11 protein-coding genes are annotated in these 14,840 nt (G+C 62.9%); 5 read left to right on the top strand and 6 right to left on the bottom strand.

What is annotated here, in order from left to right; all coding sequences use genetic code 11:
• On the bottom strand, nucleotides 1-1,044 hold the full coding sequence (locus AC0R79_RS12830) for an alpha/beta fold hydrolase (protein WP_474734679.1): 1,044 nt from the start codon (nucleotides 1,042-1,044) through the stop codon (nucleotides 1-3).
• A gap of 71 nt (nucleotides 1,045-1,115) precedes the next feature.
• The gene (locus AC0R79_RS12825; RefSeq protein ID WP_474734677.1) at nucleotides 1,116-2,450 is read right to left on the bottom strand and encodes an epoxide hydrolase family protein; all 1,335 of its coding nucleotides are present in this window, start codon (nucleotides 2,448-2,450) and stop codon (nucleotides 1,116-1,118) included.
• A gap of 216 nt (nucleotides 2,451-2,666) precedes the next feature.
• Here AC0R79_RS12825 and AC0R79_RS12820 point away from each other — a divergent pair, with 216 nt between their 5' ends.
• Nucleotides 2,667-3,896, top strand: coding sequence for an MFS transporter (locus AC0R79_RS12820; RefSeq protein ID WP_474734675.1), 1,230 nt, complete (start codon nucleotides 2,667-2,669; stop codon nucleotides 3,894-3,896).
• Here the strand turns inward: AC0R79_RS12820 and AC0R79_RS12815 are convergent.
• Nucleotides 3,883-4,800 carry a quinone oxidoreductase family protein gene (locus tag AC0R79_RS12815; protein ID WP_474734673.1) on the bottom strand — a complete coding sequence of 306 codons (918 nt, stop codon included), beginning with the start codon at nucleotides 4,798-4,800 and terminating at the stop codon, nucleotides 3,883-3,885. The genes AC0R79_RS12820 and AC0R79_RS12815 overlap by 14 nt on opposite strands.
• A 386-nt stretch (nucleotides 4,801-5,186) precedes the next feature.
• Between AC0R79_RS12815 and AC0R79_RS12810 the strand changes: the two genes are divergently transcribed.
• From AC0R79_RS12810 to AC0R79_RS12800, 3 genes are all read left to right on the top strand, one after another.
• Complete coding sequence (locus AC0R79_RS12810; protein ID WP_474734672.1) at nucleotides 5,187-7,148, top strand: PAS domain-containing sensor histidine kinase; 1,962 nt, start codon at nucleotides 5,187-5,189, stop codon at nucleotides 7,146-7,148.
• Complete coding sequence (locus AC0R79_RS12805) at nucleotides 7,148-7,519, top strand: response regulator (RefSeq protein ID WP_474734670.1); 372 nt, start codon at nucleotides 7,148-7,150, stop codon at nucleotides 7,517-7,519. The genes AC0R79_RS12810 and AC0R79_RS12805 overlap by 1 nt, the downstream gene beginning before the upstream one ends.
• Nucleotides 7,520-7,597: 78 nt before the next feature.
• On the top strand, nucleotides 7,598-8,212 hold the full coding sequence (locus tag AC0R79_RS12800) for a response regulator transcription factor (RefSeq protein WP_207985845.1): 615 nt from the start codon (nucleotides 7,598-7,600) through the stop codon (nucleotides 8,210-8,212).
• On the opposite strand, the gene AC0R79_RS12795 is transcribed toward AC0R79_RS12800, so the two are convergent.
• The 3 genes from AC0R79_RS12795 to hchA all read right to left on the bottom strand — a co-directional run bounded on the left by AC0R79_RS12795 (nucleotide 8,199) and on the right by hchA (nucleotide 12,797).
• Nucleotides 8,199-11,081 carry an ATP-binding protein gene (locus AC0R79_RS12795; protein ID WP_474734668.1) on the bottom strand — a complete coding sequence of 961 codons (2,883 nt, stop codon included), beginning with the start codon at nucleotides 11,079-11,081 and terminating at the stop codon, nucleotides 8,199-8,201. The two genes, AC0R79_RS12800 and AC0R79_RS12795, sit on opposite strands and share 14 nt — an antisense overlap.
• A 121-nt stretch (nucleotides 11,082-11,202) precedes the next feature.
• Nucleotides 11,203-11,922, bottom strand: a complete 720-nt coding sequence (locus AC0R79_RS12790; RefSeq protein WP_474734666.1) for a PA1136 family autoinducer-binding transcriptional regulator — start codon at nucleotides 11,920-11,922, stop codon at nucleotides 11,203-11,205.
• Nucleotides 11,919-12,797 carry a glyoxalase III HchA gene (gene hchA, locus AC0R79_RS12785; RefSeq protein WP_474734664.1) on the bottom strand — a complete coding sequence of 293 codons (879 nt, stop codon included), beginning with the start codon at nucleotides 12,795-12,797 and terminating at the stop codon, nucleotides 11,919-11,921. Before hchA ends, AC0R79_RS12790 begins: the two co-directional genes overlap by 4 nt.
• Before the next feature lie 164 nt (nucleotides 12,798-12,961).
• On the opposite strand from hchA, the gene AC0R79_RS12780 reads away from it, so the two are divergent.
• On the top strand, nucleotides 12,962-14,821 hold the full coding sequence (locus AC0R79_RS12780) for an ABC transporter ATP-binding protein (protein WP_474734662.1): 1,860 nt from the start codon (nucleotides 12,962-12,964) through the stop codon (nucleotides 14,819-14,821).
• The last annotated feature ends 19 nt before the right edge of the window (nucleotides 14,822-14,840 follow it).

Below are 14,840 nucleotides of genomic sequence, written 5' to 3'. Positions count from 1 at the left end.
TCAGAGATGATCGGCATCGATCACCGCCTGAACGAACGCCTGCGGCGCTTCCTGCGGCAGGTTGTGGCCGATGCCGCCGCTGATCAGCCGGTACTCGTATTTGCCGGTGAAGCGTTTGGCGTAGGCCTCGGCCGGTGGGTGCGGCGCGCCATTGGCGTCGCCTTCGAGGGTGATGGTCGGCACGCCGATCGAGGGGAATGTCGCCAGTTTTTTCTCCAGCGGATCGTATTGCGCTTCCCCTTTGATCAGGCCCAGGCGCCAGCGGTAGTTGAAGATCGACACGGCGACGTGATCCGGGTTCTGCAACGCGGCGGCGCTGCGGTCGTATGTCGCGTCGTCGAAGTTCCACTTCGGCGAAGCCAGCTGCCAGATCAGCTTGGCGAAGTCATGGGTGTTCTTTTCGTAACCCAGGCGACCGCGCTCGGTCGCGAAGTAGAACTGATACCACCACTGCAACTCTGCAGCCGGCGGCAGCGGCGTCTTGCCGGCGTCCTGGCTGCCGATCAGGTAACCACTCACCGCCACCAGCGCTTTCACTCGCTCGGGCCAGAGCGCGGCGACGATGTCGGCGGTGCGCGCACCCCAGTCGTAGCCGCCGAGCACGGCCTGCTTGATTTTCAGGGCGTCCATGAAGTCGATCAGGTCTTTGGCCAGCGCCGCCGGCTGACCGTTGCGCACGGTTTTGGCAGACAGGAAACGTGTGTCGCCATAGCCGCGCGCGTAAGGAATCAGCACCCGATAGCCCTTCTGCGCCAGCGCCGGCGCCACGTTGGTGTAGCTGTGAATGTCGTAGGGCCAGCCGTGCAGCAGGATGACCACCGGACCGTCGGCGGGACCGACTTCGGCGTAGGACACGTCGAGCAATCCGGCCTTGACGTGTTTCAGCGCGCCGAACGAAACATTGGTGCCGGCGGTAATGGCGTCGATCTTGCCGGCGGGCACTTCGGCGGCGCTGGCGTATGCCGAGGCGATACCCAGCGCAAGCGTCAGGATCGAAACGGCGAGCACGCGCCGGGATGGGGTTACAGCGTTAGAGTCAGTCATGCCGAGTCTCCCTCGTGAACCGCCGGGCGGCGGTTCCGGGTTGGTGGTTAAAGGGCCTGCGGATTGAAGGACTAGCGCGCTGCCTGAGCAGCGGTTTTCTGCGCAGCCGCGCGCAGTGGACGGAAGGCTTCGCGCAGTTCTTCGCTGAACAGTTGCGGTTGCTCCCATGCCGCGAAGTGACCGCCCTTGCTGACTTCGCTGAAGTAGGCCAGCGACGGATAGGCGCGTTGCGACCAGACTTTCGGCGCGCGGTAGATTTCGTGCGGGAACACAGTGATCGCCACCGGCACCTTGATGTCGGCAGTCTTCTGCGCGGCGGCGCTGAAGTTATTGTTGTTGTTCTCCCAGTAGAAACGGGAGGACGACGCCCCGCTGTCGGTCAGCCAGTACAGGCTGATGTCATCGAGCATTTCATCGCGGCTCAGGACTTTCTCGGGCTGACCGTCGCTGTCAGTCCATGCGGCGAATTTTTCATACATCCACGCGGCCGTACCGGCGGGCGAGTCGGCCAGCAGATAACCGATGGTCTGCGGCCGGGTCACCATCATTGCGCCGTAAGCGGCGTTGCGGCCGAAGAACTGGCTGAGCGAGTTGAAGGCCGTCACCTCCGGTGCGGTCAGCCCGGCCGGGGCCGGGTCGCCGCTGTTGATCGGCTTGACCAGTTCCGGCGGCACGGTGGCCGGCATGTTCAGGTGGATGCCCAGCAAACCGGGCGGCGCCAGACGACCCAGTGCATCGGAAATCACCGAACCATGATCGCCACCCTGGGACACGTAATGGCTGTAGCCCAGACGCTTCATCAACACATCCCAGGCCTTCGCCACCCGGTCAGGGCCCCAGCCGAGCTCGGTCGGTTTGCCGGAAAAACCATGGCCGGGAATCGACGGGATCACCACGTCGAACGAGTCCTCGACCTTGCCGCCGTACGCCACGGGGTCGGTCAGCGGGCCGATGGTCTTGAGAAATTCGAACTGCGAACCCGGCCAGCCGTGGGTGAGGATCAGCGGCATCGCATTGGGATTGCGCGAACGCACATGGATGAACTGGATGTCGACGCCGTCGATGGTGGTCACGAACTCCGGCAACGCATTGAGCTTCGCTTCGGCCTTGCGCCAGTCATAGCCATTGCCCCAGTACTTGACCAGTGCTTCGACTTGCGCCAGTTGCACACCCTGGGACACGTCGCTGACCGTTTCCTTGTCCGGCCAGCGGGTGTCGGCGATGCGTTTGCGCAGATCGCTCAGTTTCGCTTCGCCCACATGGATGGTGTACGGGCGAATGGCTTGCGACGGATCCGCAGCCCAGACGCCGCTGCTGCCAGCGAGTACGGCAAGGCCGAGCACACCGCCCCTGATGGATGACGCCAGGCAATGGCGCCAGGTAAGACCGGACGAAAGCGCAACCATGATGGATCTCCTTGTAGTCATTATTCGAAAGGCATCGCCAATCGGATCAGACCACTGCGCTGGCACCGGGGCGATTACACGATGGTGTCGGTCGATACCTTGGTATGACGCGCTGGCCCGGTGCGCAAAATCGCGCTCGAATTCAGCAGCGGTTAACGGGCAGAATGCGGCGGGGAAACGGCCCATTTGAATGACAGATCGGAACAAGGATTGCGGATGCGTGGGGAGACAGCGCTCGAACGCCTGAGCAGTACGCCATCGACCACATCGCAGTGGTGGGTGATCGGGCTGTGCATGCTGTTCAACGTGATCGACGGACTCGACGTGATGGCCATGGCCTTCACCGCCGCCCGGGTTTCGGCCGAGTGGGCGTTGAGCGGCGCGCAACTGGGCCTGCTATTGAGCGCAAGCCTGGTCGGGATGGCGCTCGGTTCGCTGCTGGCCGCGCCCAGGGCCGATCGCTTCGGACGCAGGCCTTTGCTGCTTGCCGGCCTGCTGCTTAGCGGCCTGAGCATGTTGCTGTCGTTCTGGAGCCCGGATCATCACGTGTTGATGCTTTTGCGACTGCTGACCGGCATCGGCACTGGGGCGGTGCTGGTGGGGGCGAACGTGCTGACGTTCGAACACGCCAGCCCGCAGCGGCGCAATCTGGCCATCGCGTTGCAATCCCTCGCCTTTGCCATGGGAGCCAGTCTGGGCGGAGTGCTGGCGCATGTATTGAATGATTTGATGGGCTGGCGGTATGTCTTTCTTGCCGGTGGCTGCATGACGCTGGCGGCAGCGCTGGCCGGCGTCTTCTGGCTGCGAGAGTCGCCGTCATTTCTGGCACTCGAACATGGCGCGCCCGTCGCTTCAGCGTCGCCTGACAACACCAGCCGACCGTTTTCGCCCGATCAGTGGCAACAAACCACATCGCTGGCGCTGGCACTCTTTCTGCTGATGTTCTGCTTTTACTTCGTCATGAGCTGGACCCCGAGCCTGCTGGTCCACAACGGCTTTACCGACCAACAAGGCGCCCGGATCGGGGTGTTGTTGGCGTTTGGCGGCATGCTCGGCGCCCTGCTGCTGGGACTGGCGGCCAATCGTTTCGGCTGCCGGCGATTGTTGTCAGGGTTTCTGCTGCTCAACGCCGTCCTGCTGCCTCTGATGGTGCCGGCCTCGTACGTACCCGGTCTGGCCGCGCTCGTGGCGGTCACGCTTGGCCTGATGCTCAATGGTGCGGTCGCCGCCCTGTATGTTCTGGCCCCGCAGGCGTTTTGCACCTCGGTTCGTACAACCGGCGTCGGCGTGGTGCTGGCGATGGGTCGTCTCGGGGCGATCATTTCGCCGGTGGTCGCCGGTTTTCTGCTGGATGCCCGATGGACCGCACAAGAGCTGTTCACCTTTTTCGCCGGTAGTCAGCTCTTGGCGGCCCTGCTGATCTGGCGTGGCATCAGGGAACGATGATCAGCTTGCCCGTCGTGTTGCGCGACTCGATATCGCGATGGGCCTGTTGCGCGTTCTCCAGTGAATAACGTTTGCCAATGACAGTTTTCAGTTTGCCGGTGCTGACCCACCCGAACAGTTGCCGGGACTTTTCCAGCAGCACTTCGCGGTTGCGCACGTAGTGCATGACCGAGGGATACGTCAGCTTGATGCTGCGCGGCACGCTGAAGATATCGATCGGCGGGATCGGGTTCATGAACGGCCCGTACAAGGCCAGGGTGCCGAAGTAATCCAGCATCTCCAGCGAGTCGGCGAAGCCTTCCGCGCCGGTGCCGTCGTACACCGCATTCACCCGCTGCCCGTCGGTCAGGCGCATGACCTGTCCGGCAATGTTGTGCGCCCGCCCGATCACCACATAGTCAGCCCCGGCCGCGAGCACCGCCTCCACCTTGTCGGCGTGAGACACCCGGCCAATGACCCTGCCGCCCCGCAGCTTGATCAACTGGGTCAGCATCAGGCCTACGCCCCCCGCCGCCGCGTGCACGAAGGCCACGTCACCCGGCTGGATCGCATGCACCTTGTCCACCAGATTGCTGGCGGTCAGGCCCTGCATCATCAGGCTGGCGGCGGTGGCGAAGTCGATCTCATCGGGCAACGGCACCAACTGGCTGACCGGGGCGATCACCTGTTCGGCGTAGCTGCCCGGCACGTAATGCCAGGCCACGCGGTCACCGACTCCGAACTCCGTCACCTGCGGGCCGGTGGCGAGGACGATGCCGGCCCCTTCCGCCCCCGGCGTCAGCGGCAACGCCCAGGCACCGCCGAGCCCGCGTCGGACACCGGTGTCCATGAAATTGATACCCGCCGCCATGACCTTGACCAAGACTTGCCCGGGCCCTGGTTCTGCCAGTTGTATGTCTTGCATCGTCAAGACTTCAGGCCCGCCAAAGGCCTCGATTACCACTGCTTTCATAATGTTCTGCCCTGTCATCGGGACGACCGGTCTTGCTGCCTTTCGGGTGGCAGGAGCGCGGACGTCACGTTGCTTTCACTCAACGTCGAAGGACGTTGAAACCAGGGCCAAGAGTGAGCGGGTGGTGTATCCGCGCAGTTTCGCGAACAGGCTGATTTGCATGCTTGTATGGCTCGAAGGGCCGTAGATACAGTGGCTTACAAAAGCGCCACTGTGATGCCCGTCGCAGTGTGCGACGCCAGCCGATATTCGCTACAGGCGACACCAAAGTATGATGGGCGAGTGCCAGCAGAAGGCGCATCTTTGTTCAACGGTGACTGCACACAATGAGAATCGGTATGACGAACGAGCAGGAGCGCGTCATCGAGGACGGTCCGGACCGCGCCAGTGACGAGATCATGCCCATGCCGGGGGTCGAAGCCATCATCGACAGCATCCCGGCCATGGTCGCCTTCATGACGCCTTCCGGTGAGCTGGAACAGGTCAACCGGCCCATCCTGGATTACATCGGCGCCCCGCTCCACGAGCTGAAAAACTGGCAGGCCAGCGTGACCGTGCACCCGGACGACCTGCCCTCGGTCATCGCCGCGTGGATGCATTCGGTCGACACCGGCACGCCCTATGAAGTCGAACATCGCATCCGTCGCGCCGACGGTGTCTATCGCTGGTTCCATGTGCGCGGCCTGCCGATCAGAGACAGCGAAGGCACCATCACACGCTGGTGCGTTTTGCAGGTCGATATCGATGAGCGCCGGCGGGACAAGGTCTTGATCGCCAATGCCCTCGCCGAAGTCAGCGCTTCGGAAGAACGTCTGCGCGGGATCATCGATGCCGTACCCGGTTTTGTCTGGAGTGCCTCGCCCGAAGGCAGCGTCGGCTTCGTCAATCGACGCTGGTGCGACTACACCGGCATGTCACTCGAACAGGCCTGCGGTGACGGCTGGACGGCACCCACCCACCCGGACGACGCCCCGGGCCTGGAGGATTATTGGCAAGGGATTCTGCAATCGGGCAGCGCCGGTGAATACGAGGCCCGACTGAGACGCTTCGACGGCGTTTACCGCTGGTTCCTGATTCGCGCCGTGCCCCAGCGTGATGACACGGGGCGGATCGTGCGCTGGTATGGCGAGAACACCGATATCGAAGACCGCAAGCGGGCGGAAGTCTTTCTGGCCAAGGCCCAACGCCTGAGCGCCACCGGTACGTTTTCCTGGCGGGTGAGCACCGACGAGATCACCTGGTCGGACGAGGTCTACCGCATCCTTGAACTGGACCCGGACACCCCGCCCGGTTTCGAGGCGATCTATCGTCGCGTGCATCCGGACGACATCTCCAGCCATCGGGAAATGATCAAGCGCCAGCGCCGCAAGGGGCGTGACTTCGAACACGAACATCGGCTGCTGATGCCCGACGGCACGGTGAAATACGTGCGGCTGGTGGCGCACTCGATCGCCCATGCGCCGGACGGTTTCGAATACATCGCCGCCCTGCAGGACATCACCCAGCGCCGGCTCGCCGAAGAGGTCCTGAGCAAGGCGCGCTCGGAGCTGACGCACCTGGCCAGGGTCGCCAGCCTTGGCGCGGTCACGGCGTCGATTGCCCACGAGGTCAATCAACCGCTGGCCGGCATCATCACCAACGCCAGCACCTGCCTGCGCATGCTTGGTGCGGACCCGCCGAATGTCGACGGCGCCAGGGAAACCGCGCGCCGCACCATTCGCGACGGCAATCGCGCGGCCGATGTGATCAACCGACTGCGGGCACTGTTCTCAAAGAAAAGCATCACGATTGAAGACGTCAATCTGAATGACGCGGCACGGGAAGTCATCGCCATGCTATTGGGCGAGCTGCAACGCAACGGCGTGGTGCTGCACCCGCAATTTGCCGAAGCCCTGCCGCTGGTCAGGGGCGACCGGGTCCAGCTTCAGCAGGTGATCCTCAACTTGATCATGAATGCCGCCGAGGCCATGAGCGCGATCCACGGTCGGCCCCGACAATTGATCGTCAGCACCGGCCTTGGGGCGGACGAGAGCGTTTACCTGGCGGTGAAAGACAGCGGCAACGGCGTCGATCCGCAGGACATCGAGCGCATTTTCAATGCGTTCTACACCACCAAAAGCTCAGGCATGGGCGTCGGTCTGTCCATCAGTCGATCGATCATCGAGCGCCACGACGGCAAACTCTGGGCCAGCGCCAACGACGGCCCGGGTACGACGTTTACCTTTGCCATCCCGAATTCGACGGACTTGCCGCAAACCGATAACCGCGACCTCGCCGATCGCACCGTGGAGAATGATTGATGGGTACGCATTTGCTCGTATCGGTGGTCGATGACGACGAATCGGTTCGTGAATCACTGCCTGACCTGATCAAGGAATTCGGTTTTGCCGTCCAGGCGTTTTCCTCGGCGCAGGCGTTTCTGTCATCACCCTATCTGGACCTGACGCACTGCCTGATTCTCGACGTGGCCATGCCGGGCATGTCGGGCCCGGATCTGCAACGGGAGCTGCTGCGCCGTGACTATCGCATTCCGGTGATTTTCATCACCGCGCACGGCGACGCCAGCGAACAGGCGAAGCTGCTGAACAGTGGCGCCGTGGAATGCCTGTTCAAACCCTTCAGCGAAGCCCAATTGCTCAAGGCCCTGAGCGCCGCCCTGCCCCTCGACTGAGTGTGAAGCCGAACAGAACAAGGAATCGATATGTTGAACGCGAACAACGCAATCGCCCCTTCCCGTGGAGCATTACCGATGAGTGATGTCACGCCCGTCGTATTCGTTGTCGATGACGACATTTCCGTGCGCGAGTCGCTGGAGCTGATGATCCGCTTCGCCGGATGGCAGCCACGGCTGTTCGAGTCCGCGCAGGATTTTCTCGACGCACCCCGGGCGCTGGTGCCCAGTTGTCTGGTGCTGGACATCAACCTGCCCGACCTGAGCGGCCTCGATCTGCAGACCGCCCTTGCCGATGAACGCCACAACATGCCGATCATCTTCATCACCGGCTACGGCGATATTCCGCGCACGGTGCGGGCCTTGAAGGCCGGCGCGGTGGAGTTTCTGACCAAACCGTTCAATGACGATGTGATCCTCGCCGCCATGGCCGATGCGCTGCAAAGCAGTCGTGTGGCGCTGGAGGGAGAAAAGAACCTGCGCTCACTGCTCGAGGCCTACAAGACCCTGACGCCGCGCGAGCAGGAGATCATGGCTTCGGTGGTCAGCGGGCGGCTGAACAAACTGATTGCCGCCGACCTCAACATCAGCGAAATCACCGTCAAGGCGCATCGCGGCAAGGTGATGCGCAAGATGAAGGCCCGCTCGCTGGCGGACCTGGTGAAAATGGCCGCCCTGATTACGCCTGCGTGACGGGCAGGCTCTGCCAGAAACTTTCCAGCCGACGCAGATCAAGGCTGTCGAAGCCTTCCGAAGCCCGCTCGCGGCAGGCACCGAGCAACGTCCGGGCCTGATCCGGTTGACCCTGTTCAAGCCAGAACCGGGCCAGATCCATCGATGACCGCAACTCCCACGCCCAGGCGCCCTGCTCGCGGCTCAGCGCAATGGAATCCTCAAGAACCGCCAGCATGGCCTGAACATCATCGGCCTGGATGACCTTGAGAATACCGGCCTTGATTCGCAGCAACTCTGGCAGTGCAAAGGCATCACCGCTTCGCCGGCAGTGATCGATGGTGCCGTCGACCAGGGTCAGTGCCTTTGGGTGTTGGCCCACCAGCATCAGGCCTTCGGCCAGTGCGATTTCGAATGAGGTCGTGAGCAGTTCGTAACGCATGCCCCGCAACCGCGCCAGACTTTCCTCCAGCATGGCAACGGCATCCCCCGGCTCCTCGGCGCGGATGGCGATCGCCGCGCGCAACCCGTGACAGGCGGCAATGTAGGGGCCGAGCGCGTTGGTTTCGGCGATGGCGCTGAACCGTTCAAGACTCGCGGTGGCCTTCGCCAGATCACCGGTCCAAATATAGATGCACAAGATCCAGACCATGGCGATGCAGTAGGTGACCGGATGCTGCAGCGCTGACGCTTCGGCCTCTATCTGCTCGGCCCAGCGCCGGGCCTGATCGGGATAGCCCTGCAGCCAGAGTGAACGCGCCAGCGCCAGCCCCGTGCGATTGCGGTGATCGAAGCCGTAGTAAATCGTGTTGCTGGGATGGGACGGCAAGCTGTTGCGCAACGAGCTTTCCAGTTCCTGGCGGGCCAGACGCTGATTGCCGAGCAGATGATGGGAGATGCCGGTCAGCGATGAAGCAATCGCGATGGCGGCGGGCTCGTTGAGGATGTTGCCGACCACGGCTGCCTGCTCTGCCCAGGCCAGCGACGAAGGGAAATCACCGATGCGCTCGTAGAAAATCTGCAAGCGGCCCAGCAGTCGCAATTGTGAGCCGTAGTCGTTCAGCGCGACGGCAATGTCTTGCGCCCGGAGCAAGGCTTTTTCGGCGGCTTCACTGTTGCCACGGGTGAACATCAGCACCAGGCCGAGCGCGGCTTGCAGTTCCATTTCGGTGGGCGTGCCGTAGTACCCCAGTTCCAGCAGTTCCACCGCCCGGGAACACCAGGTTCGGCACTCGACCAGCAATGAAAAATGCAGGAACAACGGCGCGCTCCCGGCCGCCAGCGGCAACGCCAGACCCGGATCACCGTGGGGGCCGAAGCTCCATTCCAGCGCACCGCGAACATTGCCCAACTGACTGGCCAATCGCGCCGAGTGACGGAAAATCTCGTCGGGCGAAGTCCCCAGATGCCCGAGCAGGTCCATGTAAAACGCCGCGTGCCGGAACGCCAGCGCATTGACCTCGGTCTCGCCTCGCGCGGTCAATTTCTCCCGGGCGTAGGCGCGCGTCATCTCCAGCAAGCGATACGAATCCGTCGAGTCGCTGTGATCGACCGTGACCAGCCCCTTGCACACCAGATCATCAAGGATCGCCGCCGCCGTGGCGCTTTCGTGTTGCGACTCGGCCACCACCTGAGCGGCGGCTTCCTGGGAGAACGGCCCGACGAAGACCGAAAACCGCTCCAGCGCCAGACGCTCTTGCGGCGACAGCAGGTCATAACTCCAGTCGAGCATGGCGCGCAGGGTCTGATGGCGCGGCACCGCCGTCCTGCGCCCCGACCAGCCCAGTGAGAAACGCTCGCCGAGCAACGCGTGGGTGGCCTTCAATCCGTGGCTGGCGACCCGCATCGCCGCCAGTTCGATCGGCAGCGCCATGCCCTCCAGCCGTTGGCAAATGTCCGCAATCATTTGCCCTCCGCTCGCTTCCAGCAATAGCGCCGCATTGCTCAACGACGCACGCTCGACAAACAGCTTGATAGCCGGGAATGCCAGCAGTTCCTCAACGGAAAGGTGTTGCGGCTCACGGGGAAATTCCAGCGGATTGAGCCAGTGCACGTATTCGCCACGTACTCGCAGCGGCTCGCGACTGGTGGCCAGAACCCCGACATCCGGCGCGGTGTCGCTGATCTGCTCCAGGAGGGTCGATACCGCGTCGATCAGGTGTTCGCAGTTGTCGATCACCAACATCAGTCGCTGCTCACGCAAATGCGCGAGCAGGACAAACATCGGGTCCTCGGCCTGCACCGGGATATCCAGTGACCGGGCCAGTGCCGACGGCACCAGCGCGCAGTCTTCCACTTGCGCCAGATCGACGAAGCTGACGCGCTCGTAGCCTTGGGCGGCGATGCGGTGCGCCACTTCGATGGCCAGGCTGGTCTTGCCGACGCCGCCGGGGCCGACGATGGTGAACAGCCTCGGTTGCTGCATGTGGTCGATGACCAGTTGCAGATCGGTCTCGCGGCCGATCAGTCTGGCCCGGGGCGGCAGACTGCACACGCCCTCGATGGCCCGGGGCGCGATGGGCGCCGGTTGAACGGCGGTCTGTTTTCTTTCCAGCGGCGCGACGAAGGCATAACCCACGCCCACCTGGGTCGCGATGTAGCGCGTCTGCTCCTCGCCATCGCCGAGAATCCGCCGCAGGCCAGTCATATGAAAGCGCAGGCTGCCTTCGGCCACCACGCTGTCGGGCCACACCTTGTCGATCAGGTCGTACTTGGACAGCACGCGTCCCGGTTGCTCGAGCAAAGCGATCAACAGGTCCAGCGCCCGCCCGCCGATCTCGACCGCCACCCCGTTGCGGGTCAGCAGCCGTTTGCCTGGAACAACACAGAAAGGACCGAAAATGAATTGGGTCGTGAGGGATTCGTGCAATGCGTCCGGAAAAGACTCCACGAGGATCGATCTCTCTTAAAAACGTAGGGGGCGGCGCCGGTTACAGACAGCCGGCGCAGGCCCTTTGCATCATAGGAGTTTTGCACCGCCGTTCAAGCACGGGACCGGCAGAGTGAGAACCTCACCCCTTTATTTCACCCTTGCGAATGGCAATCTTGATGGCCTGGGCGGTGGTTGCCACGCCCAGATGTCGACGGGCCGAACGCAGGTGATTTTCCACCGTGCGCCCGGACAGGCCGAGGGTGGCAGCAATGTCGGCCTGCCGCCGACCGGCAGCGACCCACGCCAGCACTTCGCGCTCGCGGGTCGAGAGTTTTCCGGCCGTCTCGTCCAGCGGCGCTTCGAGCAAGCGTCGTGCAGAGGAAAACGCCACTGTGGCGAGCATGCCCAGTGCCAGACGAATCCGCGCCGACGCATCGATCTGTTCGCCCCCCAGACTCATGGCGCCTTCAAGCCCCTGCGGGCCGAAGACCGGAATCTGCAAGCCATGCACGCCCGGGCCACTCGGCACGCGAACCACTCGATACAGTTCGCCGCTCTCCTCCTGCACCTTGCTCCAGAAGAACGATTCGCGGGTGTCCAGCAGGTGGCGGGTCACGGGGCAGCGCTGAACGTAGGTCTGGGCGTCGACAGCGATGCCGTCGCCAAACCAGTCGCCTTCCACCCAGTAAATGCGCTCGACCACGTCCTCCGACGCCGAGGTGGCGGAGAACAGAACGAATCGATCGTAACCATAGGCCCCGGCGAAACTGCGGACGGCCTTCTGGATCGCCACCAGCGTGGGCGCCGCCTCGATGTCGAGGGCGGCGCGCAAGAGCGCTTCGGCAGGTCCGGGGTTCACCCCGACGTGACCTCTTTCAGGAGCGCTGCCGCCGCCAGTTTGCCCAGCGCGTTGCCCGCCAGTGGACTGTCACCGGTCAGCAGTTTGCGATCCTGAAGCGTGGCCCCGGAAATGTCCTGGTTGGTGATTTCCACACCGAGTGCCTGCAACTGCTCACCGAACTTCCAGGTCAGGTGGCCGGGCATGTAACCGATGTCAGGGGTTGTCGCGTCCAGTGCATCGGGAAACGCGCAGATCCGGTAGCCATTGAAGATGCATGAATCTTTTGTTTCACCGAGGCCGGCCGCCAGCAGCGCCGCCGGGCCGTGGCACAGAGTGATGACGAATTTGTCCTTGGCGACGGCCCATTGCAGGACTTTCTTCACGTCCTCGCTTTCCGGCAGGCCGATCAGCGCACCGTGGCCGCCGGGGATGAACACGCCGATGTAGTCCGAGTTCTCGCCCAGCGCTTCTTCGATCACCTGGGACAGCTTGAGTGGACGCTTGAACTGATCGCGGTATTGCTCGTAGAAGTCCTTCACTTCGGCGTCTTCCGAGGGCATGGCCCAGAATTCGAACTTGACCGGATTGCCCGACAGCGTCGCGACGTCGAAGCCAAAACCGGCCTTGTCGAGGTGATACATCGGCAGCAGCGTTTCAACCGGGTGATTGCCCGTGGAGAACATCGTGCCGTTGTCGGTCAACAGATAGCGCTCGTCCGCGCCAATCATCAGGACCTTCCAGCGCCCGCCCTTGTAGCGATTGGGGTACTCGGCATCACTGAGATCGGATTTGGGCGAAGTGAACTGGCTGAGGGAGTACGGCGAGGGGAAAAACGCGTTGTCCTCGGCCGGATCGGGGGTTGGGCGCTTGTCGTCAGTCTGCGTGGTAGCCATGGTGCTCTCCATCGAGTGGGTCAATGTCGGAGTTCATGCTAGTAAGGCGTCAGCGTTACAACAATGAGGGTTTTCCCTCAAAAAATCATGCGCTGAACCTGCAGCCCCTCAATGTGATCGATAAGTGGCAGAATCCCCGCAACTGATGAATTCGGAGACCCACAATGCTTCGCCTGTTTGAACAACGGCTCGACCCCTTCCCGCCCGACGAAGCGCCGCCACCGCCGGTCGGTCTGGCGCGATTCCTGTGGGCCTGCACCCGCGGCGCTCGCGGTTATATCTTCGCGCTCGCGCTGCTCAGTGCCGGTGTGTCGATCTACGAAGCCTGGTTGTTTTCCTTTCTGGGTCAGGTCGTGGACCTGCTCTCGGCCTGGCAGGCCGGCGGCGATGTGAACGGCCAGGAGAGCCGCGTGCTGTGGGGCATCGGCATCGTATTGCTGACCAGCGTCGGGCTGGTGGCGCTGCGCACCATGGTTCAGCATCAGGTGTTGGCGATCAATCTGCCGCTGCGCCTGCGCTGGGACTTCCATCGGCTGATGCTGCGGCAGAGCCTTTCGTTCTTTTCCGATGAGTTTTCCGGCCGGGTCACGACCAAGGTTATGCAGACGGCACTTGCCGTGCGCGAGGTGCTGTTCACCGTTATCGAAATCGCACCGGGCATCGGCGTCTACTTCATTGCGATCATCGCCCTGGCCGGCGGTTTCGCCCTGAAACTCATGCTGCCGTTCATTGCCTGGGTCGCGCTGTTCGGGCTGGCGATGCTGTATTTCGTGCCACGCCTGGGCCAGGTCGGGCAAGAACAGGCCCATGCGCGGTCATCGATGACGGGCCGGGTTTCGGATGCCTACACCAACATCACCACCGTGAAACTGTTCTCCCACTCCAAACGTGAAGCGCACTTTGCGCGGGCGGCAATGGAGGACTTCAAGCAGACCGGTTTTCGCCAGATGCGTCTGGTCAGCCAGTTCGAAATCGTCAATCAGGCGCTGGTCGTCGGGCTGATCATGGGCGCCGGCGGCTACGCGTTGTGGCTGTGGCATCAGGGCGAAGTCGGCACCGGGGCCGTGGCAGCGATTACGGCCATGGCGTTGCGCATCAATGGCATGTCGCACTGGATCATGTGGCAGATGACGTCGCTGTTCGAAAACATCGGCACCGTGCAGGACGGCATGGACACCCTGACCCGTGGCCCCAAGGTGCAGGACGCGCCGGACGCCGGCGTGCTGGTACCTTCCGGCGGCGCCGTGGAATTCGACAACGTCAGCTTCAATTACAACGGCGAACGTCAGGTGCTCGACGGCTTGAGCCTGAGCATCCAGCCGGGGGAGAAAATCGGTCTGGTGGGCCGTTCCGGTGCCGGTAAATCCACGCTGATCAACCTGCTGCTGCGCTTCTATGATGTGGACCGTGGCGAGATTCGCATCGACGGGCAAAACATCGCGCAGGTGACACAGGACAGTCTGCGCAGCGCGATCGGCATGGTCACTCAGGACACGTCCCTGCTGCACCGCTCGATTCGCGACAACATCGCCTACGGCCGTCCGGACGCGACTGACGCACAAATCCAGCGCGCTGCCGCCAACGCCCAGGCCGACGGTTTCATCAACCAGCTCAGCGACCGCCAGGGCCACACCGGCTACGACACGCTGGTGGGCGAACGCGGCATCAAGCTTTCCGGCGGCCAGCGCCAACGCATCGCCATCGCCCGGGTGATGCTCAAGAACGCTCCGATCCTTCTACTGGACGAAGCGACCAGCGCCCTGGATTCCGAAGTCGAAGTCGCCATTCAGGAAAGCCTCGATGAAATGATGCAGGGCAAGACCGTGATCGCCATCGCCCATCGACTGTCGACGATTGCGGCGATGGATCGACTGATCGTCATGGATGAGGGACGGATCATCGAGCAAGGCACCCACACCGAACTGCTGGCGAAAAACGGCACCTATGCGCGGCTGTGGCAGCATCAGAGTGGCGGGTTTCTGGGTGAGGATCAGGGCGTGGCCGAGGCGATGGATCAGGCGTAAACGGTGCTGCCCCGGTACT

This window comes from Pseudomonas sp. HD57-3 (assembly GCF_056113135.1).
This window is presented reverse-complemented; position numbering and strand designations above follow the sequence as displayed.